19 protein-coding genes are annotated in these 20,639 nt (G+C 69.8%); 8 read left to right on the forward strand and 11 right to left on the reverse strand.

The features are described 5' to 3' along the window. Positions 1 to 27: 27 nt before the first annotated feature. Positions 28 to 864: a CmcJ/NvfI family oxidoreductase gene (locus ACTJLF_RS04220; RefSeq protein ID WP_126182170.1), complete on the forward strand. Its 837-nt coding sequence runs from the start codon at positions 28 to 30 to the stop codon at positions 862 to 864. Next, positions 861 to 1,469, forward strand: a complete 609-nt coding sequence (locus ACTJLF_RS04225; protein WP_440882555.1) for a 2-hydroxychromene-2-carboxylate isomerase — start codon at positions 861 to 863, stop codon at positions 1,467 to 1,469. The genes ACTJLF_RS04220 and ACTJLF_RS04225 overlap by 4 nt, the downstream gene beginning before the upstream one ends. Here the strand turns inward: ACTJLF_RS04225 and ACTJLF_RS04230 are convergent. Beyond that, positions 1,458 to 2,372 (reverse strand): LysR substrate-binding domain-containing protein, encoded by a 915-nt coding sequence (locus ACTJLF_RS04230; RefSeq protein ID WP_440882556.1) that lies wholly within the window; start codon positions 2,370 to 2,372, stop codon positions 1,458 to 1,460. The two genes, ACTJLF_RS04225 and ACTJLF_RS04230, sit on opposite strands and share 12 nt — an antisense overlap. A 90-nt stretch (positions 2,373 to 2,462) precedes the next feature. Here ACTJLF_RS04230 and ACTJLF_RS04235 point away from each other — a divergent pair, with 90 nt between their 5' ends. After that, positions 2,463 to 3,401 carry an aldo/keto reductase gene (locus ACTJLF_RS04235; protein WP_440882557.1) on the forward strand — a complete coding sequence of 313 codons (939 nt, stop codon included), beginning with the start codon at positions 2,463 to 2,465 and terminating at the stop codon, positions 3,399 to 3,401. Here ACTJLF_RS04235 and ACTJLF_RS04240 read toward each other — a convergent pair. From ACTJLF_RS04240 to ACTJLF_RS04270, 7 genes are all read right to left on the reverse strand, one after another. Beyond that, positions 3,388 to 4,350, reverse strand: a complete 963-nt coding sequence (locus ACTJLF_RS04240; protein WP_354423263.1) for a Bug family tripartite tricarboxylate transporter substrate binding protein — start codon at positions 4,348 to 4,350, stop codon at positions 3,388 to 3,390. The genes ACTJLF_RS04235 and ACTJLF_RS04240 overlap by 14 nt on opposite strands. A 14-nt stretch (positions 4,351 to 4,364) precedes the next feature. Then, a complete protein-coding gene (locus ACTJLF_RS04245) occupies positions 4,365 to 5,498 on the reverse strand; it encodes a porin (protein WP_132798274.1) in 1,134 nt (377 codons plus the stop codon). Between the two features lie 128 nt (positions 5,499 to 5,626). After that, a complete protein-coding gene (gene ilvD, locus ACTJLF_RS04250) occupies positions 5,627 to 7,336 on the reverse strand; it encodes a dihydroxy-acid dehydratase (RefSeq protein ID WP_440882558.1) in 1,710 nt (569 codons plus the stop codon). Next, positions 7,333 to 7,788, reverse strand: coding sequence for an aconitase X swivel domain-containing protein (locus ACTJLF_RS04255; protein ID WP_126182176.1), 456 nt, complete (start codon positions 7,786 to 7,788; stop codon positions 7,333 to 7,335). Before ACTJLF_RS04255 ends, ilvD begins: the two co-directional genes overlap by 4 nt. 61 nt (positions 7,789 to 7,849) lie before the next feature. Continuing rightward, positions 7,850 to 9,145 (reverse strand): aconitase X, encoded by a 1,296-nt coding sequence (locus ACTJLF_RS04260; protein ID WP_019652081.1) that lies wholly within the window; start codon positions 9,143 to 9,145, stop codon positions 7,850 to 7,852. A gap of 53 nt (positions 9,146 to 9,198) precedes the next feature. Next, positions 9,199 to 10,044, reverse strand: coding sequence for an IclR family transcriptional regulator (locus ACTJLF_RS04265; RefSeq protein WP_354409453.1), 846 nt, complete (start codon positions 10,042 to 10,044; stop codon positions 9,199 to 9,201). A 93-nt stretch (positions 10,045 to 10,137) separates the two neighbouring features. After that, entirely contained in the window at positions 10,138 to 11,598 is a 1,461-nt protein-coding gene (locus tag ACTJLF_RS04270) for an FAD-dependent oxidoreductase (RefSeq protein ID WP_440882559.1), read from the reverse strand. 155 nt (positions 11,599 to 11,753) lie between these two features. Between ACTJLF_RS04270 and ACTJLF_RS04275 the strand changes: the two genes are divergently transcribed. Beyond that, positions 11,754 to 12,749 (forward strand): Bug family tripartite tricarboxylate transporter substrate binding protein, encoded by a 996-nt coding sequence (locus ACTJLF_RS04275; protein ID WP_440882560.1) that lies wholly within the window; start codon positions 11,754 to 11,756, stop codon positions 12,747 to 12,749. A gap of 5 nt (positions 12,750 to 12,754) precedes the next feature. Continuing rightward, positions 12,755 to 13,771 (forward strand): Bug family tripartite tricarboxylate transporter substrate binding protein, encoded by a 1,017-nt coding sequence (locus ACTJLF_RS04280; RefSeq protein WP_440882561.1) that lies wholly within the window; start codon positions 12,755 to 12,757, stop codon positions 13,769 to 13,771. A 15-nt stretch (positions 13,772 to 13,786) separates the two neighbouring features. Here ACTJLF_RS04280 and ACTJLF_RS04285 read toward each other — a convergent pair whose 3' ends face one another. Both ACTJLF_RS04285 and ACTJLF_RS04290 read right to left on the reverse strand, forming a co-directional pair. Next, positions 13,787 to 14,632, reverse strand: a complete 846-nt coding sequence (locus tag ACTJLF_RS04285) for an alpha/beta fold hydrolase (protein ID WP_440882562.1) — start codon at positions 14,630 to 14,632, stop codon at positions 13,787 to 13,789. Next, positions 14,623 to 15,183 carry a cytochrome b gene (locus ACTJLF_RS04290; RefSeq protein WP_019652075.1) on the reverse strand — a complete coding sequence of 187 codons (561 nt, stop codon included), beginning with the start codon at positions 15,181 to 15,183 and terminating at the stop codon, positions 14,623 to 14,625. The genes ACTJLF_RS04285 and ACTJLF_RS04290 overlap by 10 nt, the downstream gene beginning before the upstream one ends. Positions 15,184 to 15,330: 147 nt before the next feature. Here ACTJLF_RS04290 and ACTJLF_RS04295 point away from each other — a divergent pair, with 147 nt between their 5' ends. Continuing rightward, entirely contained in the window at positions 15,331 to 16,797 is a 1,467-nt protein-coding gene (locus tag ACTJLF_RS04295; RefSeq protein ID WP_126182180.1) for a glycosyltransferase family 2 protein, read from the forward strand. 31 nt (positions 16,798 to 16,828) lie between these two features. Here the strand turns inward: ACTJLF_RS04295 and ACTJLF_RS04300 are convergent, their stop codons facing one another. Then, the gene (locus ACTJLF_RS04300) at positions 16,829 to 17,656 is read right to left on the reverse strand and encodes a DODA-type extradiol aromatic ring-opening family dioxygenase (protein WP_019652073.1); all 828 of its coding nucleotides are present in this window, start codon (positions 17,654 to 17,656) and stop codon (positions 16,829 to 16,831) included. Positions 17,657 to 17,773: 117 nt separating this feature from the next. Here ACTJLF_RS04300 and ACTJLF_RS04305 point away from each other — a divergent pair, with 117 nt between their 5' ends. Both ACTJLF_RS04305 and ACTJLF_RS04310 read left to right on the forward strand, forming a co-directional pair. Next, the gene (locus ACTJLF_RS04305; protein WP_038113894.1) at positions 17,774 to 18,694 is read left to right on the forward strand and encodes a LysR family transcriptional regulator; all 921 of its coding nucleotides are present in this window, start codon (positions 17,774 to 17,776) and stop codon (positions 18,692 to 18,694) included. Positions 18,695 to 18,776: 82 nt separating this feature from the next. Continuing rightward, positions 18,777 to 20,633 (forward strand): ABC transporter ATP-binding protein, encoded by a 1,857-nt coding sequence (locus ACTJLF_RS04310; RefSeq protein ID WP_184603869.1) that lies wholly within the window; start codon positions 18,777 to 18,779, stop codon positions 20,631 to 20,633. The last annotated feature ends 6 nt before the right edge of the window (positions 20,634 to 20,639 follow it).

Raw genomic sequence — 20,639 nt, forward strand, 5'->3', positions numbered from 1 at the left:
AATGGACCCATCCAAAGGAGCCATTGCATGACCACCCAGAGCACCGTCACCGCAGGCCTGAACTACCTCCAGCCTTCCGCCCTGCGCCCCTTCAGCTACACCTTCCAGCCGCCGCCAGACACGCCTTGGGAAAGCGGCAGCTACGAACTGCGCCCCATGCCGATCGCCGACGCGCGCACCGCCGCCACGCCGCCCGACATCGAGCGCGAGGGTTTCGTGCTGCGCGACGCGCCCACGGCAGTACGCGACTTCCTCGACGACGCGGAGGTCACCGCCGTCTACCACCGCGAGGTGGCCGAGCTGGCACTGGCCGTCACCGGCGGCGCACGCGCCTTCGTGTTCGACCACCTGGTGCGCCGGCGCGAGGCCGACCGCACCGCTTTAAGCTTCGGCCGCCGCGCGACCGACGGCCGGGCCGCCGCCAACGGCCGCATCCACAACGACTACACCGAGGAATCCGGCCGCCGCAGGCTCGCACTGGTGCTGACCGATCCCGAAGAAGCCGCGGCCGTGCGGCGCTACTGCATCGTCAATGTCTGGCGCTCGATCAAGGGGCCGGTGCTCGACACGCCGCTGGCCGTGTGCGACGCGCGCTCCGTGATGGCGAAGGACCTGGTCAGCGCCGAGGTGCGCTATCCGCGCCGCACCGGCGAGATCTACCTGGCGACGCATTCGCCCACGCACCGCTGGTCGTACTTCTCCGCGATGGACCGGCACGAGGCGCTGGTCTTCAAGCAGTACGACTCGCAGCTCGGCGGCGTCTCGCGCTACACCCCGCACGCTGCCTTCGACCATCCCGAAACGCCTGCCGACGCGCCGCTGCGCGAGAGCATCGAGGCCCGTTGCCTGGTGGTGTTCGAATGAGCGCCGCCATCGAGTTCTGGTTCGACTTCGGCAGCAACTACAGCTACCTGAGCACCATGCGCATCGAGGCCGAAGCCGCCGCGCACGGCATCGCCGTCCGCTGGCGGCCCTTCCTGCTGGGGCCGATCTTCCGCTCCTTCGGCTGGGAGTCGTCGCCCTTCGTGCTGCAGAAGGAAAAGGGCGACTACACCTGGAAGGACATGGCCCGCCAGTGCCGCAAGTACGGCCTGCCGTGGCAGCGGCCGAGCCACTTTCCGCGCTCTGCCGTGCTGCCGCTTCGCATCGCGCTGGTGGGCGCCTCGCAGCCGTGGATGGGCGAGTTCTGCCGCCGCACCATGTCGATGAACTTCGCCGAGGACCGCGACATCGATTCGCCCCAGGCCATGCACGAGCTGCTGGGCTCCCTTGGCCTGCCGGCGCACCGCGTCATCGAAGAGGCGCTGTCGGACGCCAACAAGCTGCGGCTGCGGCGGCAGACCGAGACGGCGGCCGAGAAAGGCATCTTCGGCGCGCCCACCTTCTTCGTGGACGACGAGATGTTCTGGGGCAACGACCGGCTCGACGAGGCGATCGCGTTCTGCAAGGCGCAGGCCTCAGCCGACTGACGACCTTCGCGCCTCGTCCACCAGCCATTCGGCGACATGGCGAACGTCCTCGCGCGGCGACTCCTCGGCCTGGATCAGCCAGTAGGCGTGGCCCGAAGGCTGCGCCGGCGAGGGCGCCGCGATGCGCACCAGCCTGCTGTCGTCGAGCAGCGGCTGGATCAGCTCCAGCCGCCCCAGCGCCACGCCCTGCCCGGCCAGTGCGGCCTGGATCAGCTGGTCGTACTGGTTGAAGTGCAGCACCGCCTGCGGCTTCGCGTCGGCCCAGCCCACCGACGCGAGCCAGTCCTTCCACTGCAGCCAGGGGTGCTGTGGATCGTCGAAGGCCAGAAGGCACTGGCCGGACAGCACACCGGGCCCATCGAGCGAGCGCAGCCCGAGCGAGGGATGCGCCACCGGTGCCACCGTCTCCCCGAAGAGCCGCACCGCGCCGGCCGGCGCCAGCGCGGGCGTGGTGTATCGGATGGCCAGGTCGATGCCGTCGTTGCGCAGGTCGGCCAGCCGGTTGTTGGAGGACACGCGCACGTCCACGCCCGGATGCAGCTTCTGCACCCTGCCCAGCCGCGGCAGCAGCCACAGCCCGGTCATGCCGATGCTCGCGCTCAGCGTCACGGGGCGCTGCTCGCCTGACCGGCTGATGCCGCCCATCACGTCCTGCAGTTGCTGCACCGCGCCGTCGGCGCTGCGAAAGAGCCGCTCGCCCTCGGGCGTGAACGAGATCGAGCGGTGCCCGCGCACCAGCAGCGCCACGCCGAGCTGCGATTCGAGCGCGTGGATCTGCTTGCTGACCGCCGACTGCGTGAGGCACAGGTCATGCGCCGCGAGCGAGATGCTCATGCGCCGGCCCACCGCGACGAAACCCCGCACCAGGTCCAGAGAGGGCATGCGAAGCAGGGAGAGTGGCATTCCCATGGTGAATATGAGGCAGCGAAAAGGCGGATTGGAGCACAGGGTGGGGCATCGCGCCCGGCGCCGCGCCGCCGGATACTGGGCCGGATGCCACCCCGGAACGACTTTCCAGCCCTCACCCGCGCCGAGTTGCTGCGCCTGGGCGTCGCGCTGTGCGCCGGCGCCGCGCTACCGGCCCTTGCCCAAACCCAGTCCAAGCCCACGATGAACACCCGCCCCATCCCCTCCACCAAGGAAGCGCTGCCCGTCATCGGCTGCGGCACCTGGATCGGCTTCGACCAGCGCCCCGGCAGCGAGGAATACGCGCGCCTGCCAGGCGTGCTCGATGCCCTCTTCGCGGCCGGCGGCACCCTGATCGACAGCTCACCCATGTACGGCCGCTCGGAGGACACCACCGGCGAGCTGCTGGCCGCGTCGAAGCAGCAGGCCAGGGCCTTCCTCGCCACCAAGGTCTGGACCTCGGGCCGCGAGGCCGGCATCGCGCAGATGGAGCAGTCGTTCTCGCGGCTGCGCACCCGGCGCATGGACCTGATGCAGGTGCACAACCTCGTGGACTGGCGCACGCACCTCGCCACGCTGCGCGGCTGGAAGGAACAGGGCCGCGTGCGCTACATCGGCATCACGCACTACACCGCCTCGGCCTACGGCGACGTCGAGGCCGTGCTGAAGGCGGAGAAGCTTGACTTCCTGCAGATCAACTACTCGCTGGACGCGCGCGAGGCCGAGCAGCGCCTGCTGCCGCTGGCCGCCGAGCGCGGCGTGGCGGTGATCGTCAACATGCCCTTCGGCGGCGGCGGACTGCTGCGCCGGCTGCGCGACAGGCCGCTGCCGCCCTGGGCCGCAGAGATCGGCTGCACCAGCTGGGCGCAGGTGCTGCTGAAGTTCGTGCTGAGCCACCCGGCCGTGACCTGCACGATTCCGGGCACCAGCCGCCGCGAGCACATGGCGGACAACGCAGCGGCCGGCACGGGCAGCTTTCCCGATGCGGACTTCTGGCGCCGCGAGGCCGCCGCTATTCGAACTTGACGTTGTGCTCGCGCACGGTGGCGCCGAAGGCGTCGTACTGCGTGCGGAAGAACTCGTTGAACTTCGCGGGGCTCATGCCGTAGCCCTCGAAGCCCTGCTGCACCAGCTGCGAGTGCACCTCGGGGCGCTTGAGCGTGTTCTGCAGTTCCTGCGAGAGCCGGTCGGTAATCGCCTGAGGCAGCCCCGGCGGACCGAAGAAGCCGGCCCACGGCGTGATGGTGAGCTTGCCCAGGCCCAGCTCGCCGCCGGTGGGCACGTCGGGCAACAGGGCGCTGCGCTGCGGCAGCAGCGTCACCAGCGCTCGGATGCGCCCTTCCTTGACGAAGCCCGGCGCCAGCGTGCCGGTGGTGAACATCATCTGGATCTGCCCGCCGAGCAGGTCGGTCATGGCCTGCATGTCGCCCTTGTAGCGCGCGTTGACCACCTTGCGATCGCCCAGCAGCTGCAGCATCGCGAGCTCCGAGGCGCTGTTGCTCGACGCCGAATTGAGCGCCCCCGGCTTCGACGCCACGAGCGCGAGCAGCTCGTTCACGCTCTTCACCGGCAGGCTGGCCGGCACCACCAGGAACATCGAGAACTGCCCGGCCGAGCTGATCGGCGTGAAGGCCTTGAAGGGGTCGTAGGGCGGCGTCGGCCGCAGCGTGGGCGCGGCCACCATCGCGGTGTTGGTGCCCATGAGCAGCGTGTAGCCGTCGGGCCTGGCCGACGAGGTGGCCTGCGCGGCGAGCACGCCGTCGGCACCGGGACGGTTCTCCACGATCACCTGCTGGCCGAGCTGCTTGGCCAGCCCCTCCGCGATGATGCGCGTGAGCACGTCGGCGCCGCCGCCGGCCGCGAAGCCCACGATCAGCTTGAGCGGCTTGTTGGGGAACGCATCGGCGCTCCATGCCGCCGCACCGGGCAGTGCCGCGGCCGCGAGGGCCGCCAGGGTCAGGGTTCTGCGTCGCATGAGATGCCTCCGTTTCAGAACAGATGGCGCACGCCGAATTCCCAGCCGGTCGAGCGATGCCCGGCCGCCGGCGCCACGCCGCCGCTGACCACGTAGCGCCCCTGTCCGCTGTTCATCAGCCGCGCATAGGTGCCGTAGAGCGCGGTGCGCTTCGACAGGTTGTGCACGTAGCCGATGCCGAACTGCCGCGCGTCGTCGCGGTTGCGCGGCATGCCGTTGGCGTTGCGCAGGCTCTCGTCGCTGCGGTCATCGAGGTAGGCGTAGCTGATGCGGATGCGCCCGACCTCGAAGGCCGGGATGTGCGCGCCGATCTCGGCCGTGTTCTTGCGCACCGTGCCGGCCGCCAGCTTCACCGTCACCTTGTTGTAGAGCGCGAAGAACTTGGCGAAGCCCGCGTCCCACGAGCCGCCGATGTTGGCGTGCGTGTAGTTGCCGACGGTGGCGGTGGCGTTGAATTTCGAGCGGGTGACGGCCGCCGCCACATCGAAGGCGCCCGATGCGAAGCCGAAGCGTGCGCCGGCGAAATTGCCGTCGTGGCGGTTCGCCAGGGTCGAGTCGTTCTCGCCGGTGCCCACCATCGCCATGCCGTAGAAGCCGCCGATGTTGGGCGGCAGCCAGTAGCTCACGGTGTTGCTGCCGGTGATGGTGGTGGGCAGCGGCCCCGTGCCCACGGACGCGAAGGTCAGGTTGCCCGCGCGCGCCACGCCGTTGGCGTTGAAGGGGTCGAAGTAGATGCTGTTGTAGTGCGTGGGAATGAAGTCGTGGCCCAGCCGCAGCTCGCCCAGCGTGTCGGACGAAAGGCTCACGAAGGACATGCGGTCGAAGGTGATCGGGCCCGCCGTGCCCGCGCCGCTCGCCTGGTTGTTGGAATTGCTCGGGCGGCCGGTGCCGGTGTCGGGGTTCAGGCTGCCTTCGAGCCAGAAGCCCGCGCGCAGACCGCCGCCGAGGTCCTCGGTGCCGCGAAAGCCGAGCCGGCTGGTGGAGAGCCCGCCGTTCGACAGCGCCTTCACCGAGCCGCCGCCCGGGCCCGCGCCGTTCGTGTACTGGATGCCGAGGTCCATCACGCCGAACACGGTGACGCTGGATTGCGCCTGTGCCACGCCGGTGCCGGCCAGCCCCAGCGCCGACCACATCAAGATTCTCTTCATGGTTTGCTTGTCTCCTGCTTCTTTTCTTGGGTTGAAAACTCTGTCGAACGAACGAAGGCGCGCAGGGCTGCGCCACCGGGTGCGCTCGGGTGTGCGCACCGGTTGGCGAAAGCCGGGATGAAAAAGGTCTAGCTTGGTGGCGCGGTGCGCTCGATGCGCTCGGTACGCACGAGCACGGCGCCCTTCGACAGCGGCCCCACGTTGCGCCGGTACTGCTGCAGCCAGCCGGTGTCGTTCACCGGCGGCGGCGACTGCCAGCCGTCGCGTCGCGCCTGGAGTTCTGCGTCGCTCAGGTCGATGTCGAGGCGGCGTGCGTCGAGGTCGATGGTGATGAGGTCACCGTCTCGCACCAGCCCGAGCGGCCCGCCGAGCGCGGCTTCGGGCGACACCTCGGCCACCACGAGGCCCTTGCAGACCAGGCCCGACAGGTGGCCGTCGGTCAGCAGCGCGACCTGGTCGCCGAGCCCCGCGCCGTCGACCGCGAAGACCACGCGCGACGCGCCGCCGCCCATCGCCGGACCGCCGCAGGCACCGGCACCGCGCATCACGATCACCTGGCCGGGCGCGATCTCGCCCTTCTTCAGCGCGGCGATGGCTGCGTCCGAGGTCCAGAAGCACACGGCCGGGCCGGTGAATCGGCGCACCTTGCGCTCGGCGATGCCGGTCTTGATGAGGCCCGACTCCGGCGCGAGGTTGCCGCGCAGCAGCACGATGGCAGGCAGCGGCGCCACGGGCCGGCCGATGGGGCGGATCACTTCGGCATTGGCCACCTCGGCATCGCGCAGGTTGTCGGCGAGCGTGCCGCCGGTGACGGTGCGCACGCCGGTGTCGAGCAGCGGCTCCAGCTGCTTCATCAGCGCGCGGCAGCCGCCGGCCGCCTCGAAGGCTTCGATGGAATCGCTTCCGATGGGACGCACGCCGGCCAGCACCGGCGTCTCGGGGCCCAGGCGCTCGAACATGCCGTAGACGTCGACGCCGGTCTCGCCCTCAGTCGCCACCGCCTGCAGGTGCTTGGCGGTGTTGAGCGAGCCGCCGATCGACAGCACTGCGCGCACCGCATTGGCGAAGGCGCCGGGCGTGAGGATGTCGCGCGGCTTCAGGTCGTCCCACACCATCTGCACGATGCGAGTGCCGGCCGCGCGCACGTCGGCCATCATCTTCGGGCTCAGTGCCGCCACCGGCGCGCTGCCGGGCAACGCCATGCCGAGGGCCTCGCAGACGATGTGCATCGAGTTGGCAGTGCCCAGGCCGGAGCACACGCCGGGGCCGCGGATGGCCTCGCGGCTCATGCCCACGAGTTCCTCCACCGGCAGGTTGCCCGTGACCGCATGCATCGCGCCGATGAACACTTCCTCGATGTCCATGTGGTGGCCCTTGTACTCGCCGCTGGGCTGATAGCCGCAGGGCACGAGCAGCGTCGGGATGTTCAGCCGCGCGGCGGCCATCAGCTGGCCCGGAACGGTCTTGTCGCAGGAGGTGAGGCAGACCATCCCGTCGAGCTGCGCGCCTTCGACGGCCACCTCGATGTCGTTGGTGACGAGGTCGCGCGCCGCCAGCATGTAGGCGCCGCGCGCACCCGCGCCGGTGATGAAGTCGCTGGGCGCGGCCGTGCGAATCTCGAAGGGCACGCCGCCCGCCGCGCGGATGGCTTCCTTGATCTCCGCCGCCACGCGGTCGAGGTGGCTGAAGCAGGCGGCCAGCTCCGAGGAGCTGTTGACGATGGCGATCTTGGGCTTCTCGCAGTCCTCCTCGGGAATGCCGAGCGCGCGCCAGTGCGCGTTGCGCACCGACCAGAGGTAGGAGCCGCGCGGGAAGTTGCTGCGCAGTGGGCGGGTCATTCGGCACCTTCCTGTTTCTTCTTCGTGATCTCGACCACGCCGCGGTCGGCGTCCACGCGCACCCAGTCGCCGGTCTCGATGCATTCGAGCGGGTCGCGCTCGAAGTCGGTCATCGCGGGCGAGTGCGTGACCACGGCGCCCAGCGCCATCTTGGTCGTCATCTCGTTGAACAGGAACGCGGCCGGCGCCGAGTTCATGAGCCGCGTCATGTGGAACATGGCCGACCAGCCCGAGGAGCCCTTGGCCCCCGGGAACACCAGCACCTTGCCCGCGAAGCTCTGCCCGCGCAGCTCGTGCCGCGTCTCGACGACGGTGCCGGTGCGCGGATCTATGCCGCCCCAGCCCGAGATGCGGTCGCGCGTGACCAGCGCCTCGCCTTCCGCAACGCCGCCCACCACCTTGCGGCCGCGGATGACGAGGGTCTGTTGTTCGGTGATGACTGCGGCGTTCATTGCAATACCTCCGTGCTTCGCACTGCGGTGCGAGCTTGCTTGGGGCGGCCCGGCGCGTCGCTCATGCATAGCCTCCGTTCCAGCGCCCGGTGCAGGCCGCGTCGATGCATTCGGCGGTGCTGCCGAACCAGGCCTGCACGCCGAGGATGGCGGGCAGGTAGTGCGCCTGCTTGGCGGAATCGAGCGCGACGGTCTTCGTGCCCTTGGGCACGGCGCGGCTCATGGCGGAACAGCTGTCGCCCATGATGATGCCGCCCGCGTCCTCGATGATCTTCGTGTAGCCGTTGCGATCGGCCAGCGCCTTGATGGCGCGCGGCGTGAAGATCCACAGCTCGCAGTCGGGGTGCACCTTGCGCCCTTCGATGAGCTGCGCGGCCTCCCAGATCTGCTCGATCGTGTAGTGCGGGCAGCCCAGCATCACGTACTGCACCTCAGCGTCCCTGGCAGTGATGTTGATCTTCTCGTAGGTGGCGCGGCGCTCGGCCTCTCCGTAGCGCAGCACCTCCACGGGCGCCCTTGCGCCGAGCGCCTGCTCGAGCGTGAGCGCTTCGGGCGTGACGCCCGCGATGTGATACATCTCCACGCCGCCCGAGGACGAGGCCGCCGCGCCGAAGTGCTTGAGCCTCGGCAGGTTCGGCACCCGCGAGATGCCGCGCCGGCTGTGCACCACCGGCACGCGCTCCTGCACGTGCTCGCCGATGTAGTAGCCGAGCAGGCCCCAGTCCTGCACCGATTCGACCTCGATGTCGAGCTCGACCACGTGCGTGGCATGGCGGTTCTGGTCGAGGTGGTAGCCCCAGTAAGGGATGCGGCCGGTGAGCATGGCAGCGCCGGTGCTCTCGCGGCCTTCGGTGTTGGTGCGCGCGCCCAGCACCGAATTGCAGTACACGACCGCCGACGACTCCATCCATGCGCAGTGCTCGCCGCGCGTCGGGATGTTGCCGACCTGGTAGGGCGTGCAGGTGTTCATGATCTGCGCGCCGAGGCCGGCGGCATGGCGCTCGCTCTTCTCGTAGAAGCGCACGATCTCCTCGCTCACGCCCATGCGCTCGGGCTGGCCGGGGTCGAAGCCCAGCTGCAGGTGGCTGGTGAAGACCTTGAACTTCGGGATCTCGACGGTCTCCTGGCTGTCGAGGCTGAATTCGGAGAACACCGCGTCCATGCCGCCGCCCTTGGCGAGCGCGAAGTCGCGCTGGAAGGGCGTAGTCGATGTGATGGTGGCGCACACGTTGCGCGTCTCGACCAGCCGCTCGGCGCCCAATGCTTCGCCGTAGCGCACCAGCAGGTCCATCGCCTTCTGCACGGCCGGGCCGTCGCGGCCGTCGTACATGGCTTTTTCTTCATCGCTCAGGTGCATGACCTGTGTCTCCGTTCTTCTGTCGTCATGGGGAATGAACCCCGGCCGGGCTGCTAGCCCGGCGAGGGCGTGGGTACGTGGCCGCCGATGTCGCGCGCGATGCTCAGCGCGATGTCGTGCAGGCGCGGCGCGAGTTCGTTGCGCAGCCGGTCTTCCGTGAACACGAAGGCGGCGCCGCCGCCGTTGAGCGCCATCACCTCGCCGTCGGGCCCGATGAGCGGCACCGACACCGAGTTGATCTCGCGGTGGAATTCGCCGAGCGACAGGCAGTAGCCCAGCCGCTTCGACTCGCCGATGGCGCGGTTCATGCTGGGCGCGATGCCGTCCCATTCGGGGCCGCGCAGGAGGCGCATCGAATCGACGAGCTGGTTGCGCTGCGCCTCGGGCAGTGCCGAGAGGTACGCGCGGCCGAGCGCCGAGTTGGCAAGGGGCGCGCGCGAGCCGACGTCGAGCCGCGCCGAGAGCATCGACGAGCGCGGGCGGCAGGCTTCGATCAGCACCATCTCCATGCCGTCGCGCACGGCCAGGTAGACCGAGGCGCCGACCTCCTCCGCCATCGCCTGCATGCTGGGCCGTGCGGCGGCGCGCACGTCGAGGCTGCCGAGGAACACGCGCGACAGCGACACCACGCCCGGGCCGAGCATGAAGCGGTCGGGCGCCTGCGCCGGCTTGAGCATGCCCAGCGAAAGCAGCGTGGCGACCAGCCGGTTGACGGTGGCGCGCGGAATGCCGGTCATGCGCGCCACATCGGCGTGCCCGAGCACGGGCCGGTCTTCGCTGAAGCAGCGCAGCACCGAGATGCCGCGCTCCAGCGCGCTCACGGTGTCGGAACGCTCGCCGCGCGCGTCGGCCTGCTGTTCGGCCTGGGGGAAAGAGGTGTCGTTCTTTTCGGTGGACATGGAGGAACCCTTCGCAAGACTCTCAGGATCGGGACTCCCGAATGTAGAGGCTCGCGGACGGAGGGTTGCCGGGTTCATGGCCGCGCAGTGCCATCAGGCGCCGGCCTCGGCCGTGGCGGGCGAAGCCGCCGCGCCCTGGCCCTGGCCTGCACCGGCGCGCAGGTACACGCCCTGCTCCAGCAGCGCGGACTGCAGCGCGCCCACGTCGACGAAGCGGGGGGCGATGCCGCCTTGAGAAGCGATCGCCGCAGCCACGCCGGCCGCCTGGCCGGTGATCCAGCACTGCGGGATCTCGCGCATGAAGCCGTGCGAGTTGCGGTCGCAGGAGATGTGGCGCCCGCAGGCCAGCAGGCCGTCGAGTTGCTTCGGCACCAGTGCGCCGTAGGGGATGGAGATGTTCGGGAACTTGGGCGAGACGGCAGGCGACACGCCGATCTCGTCGGCCAGCGGCACGCCGTCGGGCCACTGGCTGCGCAGCACGGAGCCCACGCCGACGAGTCGCCGTGCATGGCGCACGCCGATCTGCGGCGCGCTCAGCATCAAATAGGCGTTCTCGAAACCCGGCGCATGGGCGCGGAAGTAGTCGAGGTGCGCAGCCATGGCGCGGTGCGAGCGCACCTCCACGGCGGTGAGGTCGTCCACGTCGAGCGCGGAGTAGCCCGACTGGCGCGGCCCCATGAAGAGCGCCACGTCATTGCGCCACGAGACGAAGGGCCGCTCGAACAGGCCGCACTGCTCGCGGCCGCCCGCCATGAAGGCGGTGAAGGCCTCGGGCTGGCCGGCCTTGAACTCGATCCAGCGGTTCATGTCCACGCCGCCGAAGAGCCAGGAGGTGTTCATGCAGTGATGCACGTCGGCCTCCTCGATGTCGTTCACGTACTCGGCGCCGGCGCGGGCGAACAGGTCGCCGTCGCCGGTGGCGTCGACCACCACGTCGGCCATGATGGCCATGCGGCCTTCCTTGCTCTCGAACACCACGCCCTTCACCACGCCGTCCTGCACGATGGGAATGGCGGCCCACGAGTGATAGATGAGCTTGACCTTGCGCTCCAGCACGATCTCCTGCGAGAGCAGCTTCAGCCGCTCGGGGTCGATGGTGGGCGACCAGGTGACGACGCCATGGTAGGCGGCGGTGCGCTGCGACCAGTGCGCGGCCTTGGCCGTGTCCTGCGAGCCCCAGTCCTCGCGCGCCGGGCCGGCGATGGCCTCGGCCGGCAGGCGGTCGAACAGCTCTTCGGCGAAGCCGCGGATCACCAGCTTGCCCTCCCAGTCGGTCATGCGGTCGATCCAGATGACCAGGCCGCCGGTCGACAGGCCGCCCAGGTGGTTGTAGCGCTCCAGCAGCGCCACGTCGGCGCCCGCGCGGGCGGCGGCGGCCGCGGCGGCGGTGCCCGAGGGGCCGCCGCCCACCACCAGCACGCCGCAGCGGTGATAGACCGGAATGCTCTTGCCGGGCTCGGCCCAGCTGCCGTGGTCAGGCCGCTTGACGCGGCTGTCGCGGTCGAAGATGTCGGAGGTCAGGATGCGCTCGTCGGTGCGGACGACAGTTTTCATGAATGCGTTCTCGGCTTGGCTTGTTTCGTCGTATTTTGATTTCACTTTCCATTTTGTCAAACTCAAAAGCCGATTGTTCGGGGTATTCCCTAGTAAATATGGCTTTTTATGGATTTGAAGATCAATATCGAAAAAGCATTCCAACGGAGACATCGATGAAGAAACCTCACGGCACCCGCCGTGCCTTCGGCTCGGCCATCGGCGCCGCAGTGCTTCTGGGCCTCGCCCCCCTGGCCATGGCGCAGGACTTTCCGGCGCGCGGCAAGCCCATCCGCATCGTCGTGGGCTTCACCCCCGGCGGCGGCACCGACGCGCAGGCGCGCATCGTTGCGCAGAAGCTCGGCGAGGTGCTGGGCACCAGCGTGATCGTCGACAACAAGCCCGGCGCCAGCACCATGCTGGCGGCCAACGAGGTGTCGCGCGCCCAGCCCGACGGCTACACGCTGCTGTACGCGCCCTCCTCCACCATGGCGCAGAACCCGCACACCTTCGCGCAGGTGCCCTACGACCCGTTCAAGGACTTCACCGCCATCTCGATGGGCGGGCGCGGGCCGCTGGTGCTGTCGCTGAGCACCAGCGTGCCGGTGAACAACGTGAAGGAGCTGGTGGCCTACGTGAAGTCGCACCCCGGCAAGGTGAGCTACGCCTCGTTCGGCGCGGGCACCTCCTCGCACATCTACGGCGAGGCCTTCGTGAAGAAGACCGGCATCGACGCGGTGCACATTCCGTACAAGGGCGGCTCCGACGCAGCGAAGGACCTGATCGGCGGGCGCGTGCAGTACATGTTCGACTCGGCCTCCTCGGCCATCATCACCGCCTCCACCGGCAAGGTGAAGATCCTCGCGGTGGCCGCCGGCTCGCGCATCGCGGCGCTGCCCGACGTGCCCACCTTCGCCGAGCAGGGCTACGCCGGGCTCGACCTGCCGAGCTGGCTGGGCTTCTACGGCCCGGCGCGCATGTCGGCGCCGGTGGTGGAAAAGCTCAACGCGGCGCTCGCCAAGGTGCTGGCGATGCCGCAGGTGCAGGAGTTCTATCGAAGCGGCGGCTACGAGGCTGGCGCCACCACGCCGGCCGAGTTCGCGAGCATCACGCGCTCGACCTACGACAGCTGGGGCGCGATGGTGCAGCAGGTCGGATTGGTCAAACAATGAGCGACATGACGGCTTCTTCCTCCTTCTCCTCTTCGCTGCAGCGCCGGCGCTTCGCGGCCTGGCTCGCGCTCGGCGCCGCAAGCCCCCTGCTGCCGGCCCGCGCCGCCGCACCCTTCCCGGAAAAGGGCCGCACCGTCCGCATCGTGCTGGGCCTGGCGGCCGGCGGCGCCTCGGACGCGCAGGCTCGCTTCGTCGCGAACAAGCTCGGCGAGGTGCTGCAGACGCCGGTGATCGTGGAGAACCGGCCGGGCGCGAGCTTCATCCTCGCGACCGAGGAGGTGATCCGCTCCACGCCCGACGGCTACACCTTCATGTACGCGCCCTCCTCCGTGGTGGCGCAGAACCCGCAGACGCTGGCGCAGGTGCGCTACGACCCCTTCAAGGACCTCACGCCGATCTCGCTCGGCGCGCGCGGCCCGCTGGTGCTGACCGTGCACACGAGCGTGCCGGCGCGCACGGTGCAGGAGCTGGTGGCGTACATCAAGGCCAACCCGGGAAAGATGAGCTACGCCTCCTTCGGCACCGGCACCTCCTCGCACATCTACGGCGAGGCCTTCGCGCGGCAGGCCGGGCTGGACGTGGTGCACGTGCCGTACAAGGGCGGCGCCGACGCGGCCAAGGACTTTCTCGCGGGCCGCGTGCAGTACTACTTCGACGCGGCGCCCAACGCCATCCAGAACACGGCCACCGGCAAGGTACGCATGCTCGCGGTGGCCGCGCCCAAGCGCAGCCCGATGCTGCCCGACGTGCCCACCATGGGCGAACAGGGCGTGAGCGGCGTCGACATGCCGAGCTGGCTGGGCTTCTACGGCCCGGCGCGCATGCCGGCACCGGTGGTCGAGAAGCTCAACGCCGCGCTGGCGCAGGTGCTGGCGATGCCGGCCACGCGCGACTTCTTCCGCCAGGGCGCCTACGAGGCCGAGTCGTCGAGCCCGAAGCAGTTGGCCGACCTGACGCGCGCCACCTATGACCAGTGGGGCGACATCATCCGCAAGCTGGGGCTGGTGAAGCAGCAGCAATAGCCACAGCAGCAGGGCTCAGCGGAAGAACTCCACCAGCCGCGCATTGACCTCGTCGGCGCGCTCGTACTGCGCCCAGTGCCCGGCGCCGTCGATCACCACGCCCTCGCGCCCCGGGCCTTCGGCCGCGAGCTGCGCCACCAGCGGGCGCGGATCGGCCGTGACGTCGAACTCGCCCCACAGCAGCAGCGTCGGCACACCCATCGTTGCCAGCGCCTGCTGCAGCCCGCCCGACTGAGACACCTCCTTGCTGCGGAAGCGCGTGCCGTGGCAGGAGACGTCGTGGATGGCGAAGGCCAGCTCGTCGATGGCGGCGGCGTCGTGCAGCATCAGCGCCGCCAGGTTGTGCAGCAGCGCGGCACGCTCGGCCTCGCGGTCGGGGGCGGCGCGCCAGTTGATCATCTGCGCCGTCATGCGCCGCAGCGTGCCGTGGCCGCCGCTGCCGATCAGCGCCAGCCGGCGGACCGCACTGCGACCGGCGCCGAAGCGCGCGGCCGTCAGCCCGCCGAAGGAGAAGCCGCCGAGGTCGATGACGGTGCCTGCGCCGATGAGCTGGTCGAGCGTGCCGCCGAGCGCGGCGAGCAGCGGTTGCAGCGGGTCTTCGCCGGGCGCCACGCGCGGCGGTGCGTCCGATTCGTTGAAGCCGGGCATGTCGGGCAGCCACAGCGTGCGGCCGGCCGAGAGCGCCTCGGCATTGAGCAGCCAGTGCATCCAGCTGCCGTGGCCGCCGTGCAGCAGCACCAGCGGCGGGCGGCTGGCGTCCGAGCCGAAGCGGCGCCAGCGCACGCGCACGCCCTCGTGCACCGCGTCGTGATGGGTCGAGAGCGCGTCGATGCGCGCGATGAGGTCGGCGTTCAAGGCCACATCCTCTGCAGTTCGCGTTCGCCGTCGAGGAACTGGTGCTTCAGCGCGGCCAGCACGTGCAGGCCGACGAGCACGTACAGCACGTAGCCGGCCCATTCGTGCACACCGCCCAGCACGGTGTGCCAGGTCTCCTTCACCGTCGGCTCGATCGCCATGATCCAGCCGATGCGCGGCCATTCGAACAGGCCGAAGAGCTGCATCGGGTGCGTGGCGGCGTCCTTCCAGGCCGAGTCGTGCATCCAGCCCGACAGCGGCAGCAGGATCATCAGCACGTACAGCGCACCGTGCGCCAGGTGGGCCGCGAAGCGCTCGAAGGCGCCGTAGGAGCCCGGCATGGCCGGCGGCTTGTGCGTGGCGCGCCAGAGGATCCGCATGATGACCAGGCCCAGCACCGTGATGCCTATGGACTTGTGGGTGTCGACGGCCGGGCGCACCCACTCGTCGGGATAGCGGTCGACCAGCAGGATCAGCGCGATGTTGATGATCATGAGGACCGCGATCAGCCAGTGCAGCGCGATCGCGGTTCGGGTGTAGCGGGTTTGTGCGAGCATGCGGGGAATTTTCGGGCGGGTGCCGACTCAGTCGGAAGCGCGTGCGATTGTCCGGGCATTCCCCGGGCTTTTCGAAACCGCAGGCCGAGTATTTGCGTATCACGAACCTCCGACCGACCGATCGACAGCCGCCCTGGCCCACTTTCCTTGAACGATCCTCTACAAAGCGCCTTCGTGGCCGCGTCGCCGCGCCTGTCTCCCCCCGCCACGCCGCTGCGCAGCTGGCTCATCCACGGGGGCGTGCTCGTGCTGTGGGTGCTGCTCTTCGCCATGGCGTTCAAGGCCGTCGACGTCGGGGCGTGGTCGGTGGGCGTGGCCTACGTGCTGTACGACACGGTGCTGCTGCTGTTCGTCGCGTGGATGACGCTGCCGATCCTGCGGCCGCGGCCGGCGCCTTCGCCCGCGGCAGCCGCGCGGCGCGACTCCCTGGGCGTGATCGTCGCCTCGCACAACGAGGCCGCGGTGCTGCCGGTGACGCTGGCCGCCCTGCTCGCCCAGACCGACCTGCCCGACCGCATCGTGATCGCGGACGACGGCTCGAGCGACGGCACGGCCGAGCTGCTCACCACGCGCTACGGCCTCGTCGCTCCCGGACTCGGCGAGCTGAGCGCTCCCAGCTCTCTGCATCCGTCGCTGCGCTGGCTGCGGCTGCCGCACGGCGGCAAGGCGGTGGCGCTGAACGCGGCCATCCTGTGCATCGACACCGACATCGTGCTCACGGTCGACGGCGACACCCTGCTCGACAGCCGCGCCATCGGCGCCGTGCGCCGTGCGTTCTCGCAGGAGCCGGAGCTCGTCGCCGCCACCGGCGTCATCACGCCCGTGTGCAGCCGCACGCTGGCCGGCCGCTGCTTCCAGTGGTTCCAGACCTACGAGTACATCCGCAACTTCCTCTCGCGCTACGCATGGATGCGCGTCAACGGCCTGCTGCTGATCTCCGGCGCCTTCGCGGGCTTTCGCACCGAGGCCGTGCGCGCGGTGGGCGGCTTCGACACCGACTGCCTGGTCGAGGACTACGAACTCATCCACCGCCTGCACCGCCACGCCCAGGCCCATGGCCTGCCATGGACGGTGCGCGTGCTCGGCGACGCGCAGGCGCACACCGACGCGCCGAGCAGCACCGGCGCCTTCCTGCGCCAGCGCCGCCGCTGGTTCGGCGGCTTCCTGCAGACGCAGTTCTGGTACCGCGCCATGGTGGGCGACCGGCGCTACGGCTGGCTCGGCGTCGCGATGCTGCCGGTGAAGGCCGTCGACACGCTGCAGCCGCTCTACGGCCTGGCCGCGTTCGGCCTGCTGCTGGTGTACCTGGTGCGCGGCAACCTCGGCGTGCTTGCGCCAGTGGCAGGCGTGATCGGCGCGAAGATCGTGCTCGACCTCGTCTTCCACCTGTGGTCGGTGCACCTGTACCGCCGCTGGCTGGGCGCCGCCGGCGAGGCCGCCAAGGTCGGATTCGCGCAGGCCTTCGCGGCCGCGCTGGTCGAGCCCTTCACCTTCCAGATCCTGCGGCACACGGGTGCGGCGTGGGGCTGGTGGACGTTCCTGACGGGGCGCGGCACCTGGGGCCGGCAGACGCGGGTGGGGCTGGTCGACGCCGACGGGGCTCGGCGCGGCTGAGCGCCCGTCCCCTTGTCTCTTATTTCTGGCGTCAGGCCCCGAACCGGAAGCTCGACACCACCAGCCCGCCCATGAAGGCGTCCTCGTGATAGACGCGCTCGCCGGCTTCGCCCTCGGCCGCGCCCACGGCCACCATCAGCGGAATCAGGTGCTCCTCGCGCGGATGCGCCATGCGCGCCGCGGGAGCTGAATCCCACTGCAGCAGCTGCGCGCTGCGCTCGCCGGGGGAGCTCTTTACCACGGCAGCGTCGAGCCAGTCGTCGAAGGCCTTCGACACGCCGTGCGCCTGCGGACCGAAGTTGCGCAGGTTGTGGTAGCTCAGCCCGCTGCCGACGATCAGCACGTTCTCGTCGCGCAGCGGTGCGATCGCGCGGCCCAGCGCGAGGTGCTCGGCGGGGTCGAGGCCGCGGCGCAGCGACAGCTGCACCACCGGCACATCGGCCTTGGGATAGATGGCCGCCATCGGCGAGAACATGCCGTGGTCGTAGCCGCGCTGGGGGTCGATCTGCGCCGGCAGGCCGGCGGCGGCGATGAGCGACTGCACGCGCTGCGCCAGCTCGGGCGAGCCGGGCGAGTCGTAGTGCACCTCGTAGGTGTGCGGGGGAAAGCCCCCGTAGTCGTAGATCATCGGCGGCTTCGCGCTGCCCTGCACGGTGAAGACGGGTGCCTCCCAGTGCGCCGAGACCATGAGGATGGCGGCGGGCGTGCGGCCGATCTGGCGCGGCATGTCGGCCAGCGAGGCCTCGAGCTGGTCGTAGGTCGGGCCCATTTCCTTCTTCATCCAGGGCCAGGGGCCGCCGCCGTGGGAGATGAAGTAGGTGGGCAGGCGGGGCGAAGCGGAAGTGTTGTCGTGGGTCAAGTCGATGCTCCTCGATGAAAGCGTTGGATCGACTGTAGACATTTCCTTGGAGGAAATCGACAGGCTACGATGCATCGGATCAGTTCCTGCCAGGAAATCTTCGACAAGGATGCGCACATGGACCGGATGACCAGCCTGCGGGTGTTCCGCGAAGTCGTGGAGGCGGGCAGCTTCGTGGCGGCGGCCGAGCGGCTGGGCATGTCGCCGCCGATGGCGAGCAAGCACGTGGCGCAGCTGGAGAAGTCGCTGGGCGCGCGGCTGCTGCACCGCTCCAGCCGGCACCTGAGCCTGACCGAGGCCGGCACCGCCTGGTACGAGCAGAGCCGCCGCGCGCTCGACCTGCTCGACGAGGCCGAGGCCGCCATCGGCCAGACCAGCGACGTGCCGCGCGGCCTGCTCAAGGTGAGTGCGCCCGTGTGGTGCGCCACGCCGCGCTTCGCCCGGGTGCTGGCCGACTACCGCGAGAAATACCCCGAAGTGCTGGTCGACATGCACCTGGAGAACCGCAAGGTCGACCTCGCGGCCGACGGCTACGACCTCGCATTGCGCGCCACACAGGAGCCCTCGCCCGCGCTGATCGCGCGCCCGCTGTGCCAGGTGCCCTTCTTCCTCGCCGGCACCCCCTCTTATCTCGAGCGCATGGGCGGCGTGCCCGCCGTGCCGGCCGACCTCGCGAAGCTCGGCGCCATAGTGCCCAGCTACGTCAACCTGGACAACCTCGCGCTCAGGGGCCCGGGCGGGCGGATGTTTCCGCTGCGGCTGGCGCCGGCCATGCGCTCGGACGACACCACGCTCACGCTGCACGCGGTGCGCGCGGACATGGGCATCGCCTACATGCCCACCTGGCTGATCGACGAGGACATCGCGCAGGGCCGGCTGCTGAGGCTGCTGCCGGACTTCGAGGCCACGCCGGTGACGCTCTTCGCGGTCTACACCAGCCGGCAGTACATGGCGCCCAAGCTGCGCACCTTCATCGACTTCCTGGGCGAGCGGCTGGGCCCGCCGGCGGCCGCCCAGGGAGGCCGCGCGGCCCGCTGAACGCTTGCTGAAGAACGCACCTTTTCGGGGCAAGGTCATGCATGCGCGGCTAAAGTCCTGAGCTCTCCGGGAGACTGCGCCCTTGTTCCGATTCTTCGAAAAACTCCTCCACCCCTACCCTGCCGCCGAGCCCGCGATGCCGCCGCAGGGCTTCTTCGCCTTCCTCTGGGCCTGCACGCACGGCGTGCGCGGCAAGATCGCGGTGATGGCGGTGCTCACCGCCGCGATGTCGATCTTCGAGGCGGCACTGTTCGCCATCCTCGGGCGCATCGTCGACTGGCTCGCGGGCCAGGAGCCCTCGCGCCTGTGGCAGGACCGCGGCGGCACGCTCATGTGGCTGGCCGCCTTCCTCGTCATCAGCATCGTGGTGGTGGCACTGCAGACCATCGTGAAGCACCAGACGCTCGCGGTGAACCTGCCGATGCGCCTGCGCTGGAACTTCCACCGGCTGATGCTGGGCCAGAGCATGGCCTTCTACCAGGACGAGTTCGCCGGCCGCATCACGGCCAAGGTGATGCAGACCGCGCTGGCGGTGCGCGACACCATCTTCGTGCTGGCCGACGTGCTGGTGGCCATGGGCGTGTACGTGGCCACGATGATCATCCTGGTCGGCCTGCTCGACACGCAGCTGGTCTGGCCCTTCCTGATCTGGCTGGTGCTGTACGTCTGCTCGCTCGTCTACTTCGTGCCGCGCCTGGGCAAGGTCGGCAAGGAGCAGGCGGACGCGCGTGCGCTCATGACCGGCCGCGTGACCGACGCCTACACCAACATCGCCACCGTCAAGCTGTTCTCGCACACCCAGCGGGAGGCCGGCTTCGCGCGCGACGCGATGCGCGAGTTCATGAAGACCGGCTACGGCCAGATGCGACTGGTGAGCGCCTTCGAGATCGTGAACCACACGCTGAGCATGGGCCTCACGGCCGGCATGGCGGGCGTGGCGCTGTGGCTGTGGTCGCACGGCTCGGTCGGCGTGGGCGCGGTGGCGGCGGCCACGGCGATGGCGCTGCGGCTGCAGGGCATGTCGCACTGGATCATGTGGGAGATGACCAGCCTGTTCGAGAACATCGGCACGGTGCAGGACGGCATGAAGACGCTCTCGCGCCCGCGCGCCGTGCTCGACGCGCCCGACGCCAGGGTGCTGGAGGTGCCGCGCGGCGAGGTGCGCTTCGAGCACGCGAGCTTCCGCTACGGCGACGCGGGCCGCCGTGTGATCGACGACCTGACGCTGACGGTCAGGCCCGGCGAGAAGATCGGCCTGGTCGGCCGTTCGGGCGCGGGCAAGTCGACGCTGGTGAACCTGCTGCTGCGCTTCCACGACCTGGAGAGCGGCCGCATCCTGATCGACGGCCAGGACATCGCGCACGTCACGCAGGACTCGCTGCGCAGCCACATCGGCATGGTCACGCAGGACACGTCGCTCATGCACCGCTCGGTGGCAGACAACGTGGCCTACGGCCGGCCCGATGCGACGAAGGAGCAGATCGAGGCTGCGGCCAGGCGCGCGGAGGCGCACGACTTCATCCAGACCCTGGGCGACGCGACCGGCCGGCGCGGCTACGAGGCGCACGTGGGCGAGCGCGGCGTGAAGCTGTCGGGCGGCCAGCGCCAGCGCGTGGCCATCGCGCGCGTGATGCTGAAGGACGCGCCGATCCTGCTGCTCGACGAAGCCACCAGCGCACTCGACTCGGAGGTGGAGGCCGCCATCCAGCAGAGCCTCTACACGCTGATGGAAGGCAAGACCGTGATCGCGATCGCGCACCGGCTCTCGACCATCGCAGCGATGGACCGCCTCATCGTGCTCGACGAAGGCCGCGTGGTGGAAGAAGGCGATCACCGCACGCTGATGGCGCAAGGCGGTCTCTATGCGCGGCTGTGGGCCCACCAGAGCGGTGGCTTCCTGGGCGACAGCCTCGAAGAGGATGAGGCGCTGCGCGCCTGAGGAGCC

Source organism: Variovorax sp. 22077 (assembly GCF_052044195.1).
Classification (GTDB): domain Bacteria; phylum Pseudomonadota; class Gammaproteobacteria; order Burkholderiales; family Burkholderiaceae_C; genus Variovorax; species Variovorax atrisoli.

Coding starts and splice junctions, on each gene's coding strand:
- ACTJLF_RS04245 (WP_132798274.1), bottom strand. CDS start 5,498: ATGAAGAGAATCTTGATGTGGTCGGCGCTGGGGCTGGCCGGCACCGGC.
- ACTJLF_RS04255 (WP_126182176.1), bottom strand. CDS start 7,788: ATGAACGCCGCAGTCATCACCGAACAACAGACCCTCGTCATCCGCGGC.
- ACTJLF_RS04265 (WP_354409453.1), bottom strand. CDS start 10,044: ATGTCCACCGAAAAGAACGACACCTCTTTCCCCCAGGCCGAACAGCAG.
- ACTJLF_RS04275 (WP_440882560.1), top strand. CDS start 11,754: ATGAAGAAACCTCACGGCACCCGCCGTGCCTTCGGCTCGGCCATCGGC.
- ilvD (WP_440882558.1), bottom strand. CDS start 7,336: ATGACCCGCCCACTGCGCAGCAACTTCCCGCGCGGCTCCTACCTCTGG.
- ACTJLF_RS04305 (WP_038113894.1), top strand. CDS start 17,774: ATGGACCGGATGACCAGCCTGCGGGTGTTCCGCGAAGTCGTGGAGGCG.
- ACTJLF_RS04280 (WP_440882561.1), top strand. CDS start 12,755: ATGACGGCTTCTTCCTCCTTCTCCTCTTCGCTGCAGCGCCGGCGCTTC.
- ACTJLF_RS04270 (WP_440882559.1), bottom strand. CDS start 11,598: ATGAAAACTGTCGTCCGCACCGACGAGCGCATCCTGACCTCCGACATC.
- ACTJLF_RS04260 (WP_019652081.1), bottom strand. CDS start 9,145: ATGCACCTGAGCGATGAAGAAAAAGCCATGTACGACGGCCGCGACGGC.
- ACTJLF_RS04240 (WP_354423263.1), bottom strand. CDS start 4,350: ATGCGACGCAGAACCCTGACCCTGGCGGCCCTCGCGGCCGCGGCACTG.
- ACTJLF_RS04230 (WP_440882556.1), bottom strand. CDS start 2,372: ATGCCACTCTCCCTGCTTCGCATGCCCTCTCTGGACCTGGTGCGGGGT.
- ACTJLF_RS04220 (WP_126182170.1), top strand. CDS start 28: ATGACCACCCAGAGCACCGTCACCGCAGGCCTGAACTACCTCCAGCCT.
- ACTJLF_RS04225 (WP_440882555.1), top strand. CDS start 861: ATGAGCGCCGCCATCGAGTTCTGGTTCGACTTCGGCAGCAACTACAGC.
- ACTJLF_RS04235 (WP_440882557.1), top strand. CDS start 2,463: ATGCCACCCCGGAACGACTTTCCAGCCCTCACCCGCGCCGAGTTGCTG.
- ACTJLF_RS04290 (WP_019652075.1), bottom strand. CDS start 15,183: ATGCTCGCACAAACCCGCTACACCCGAACCGCGATCGCGCTGCACTGG.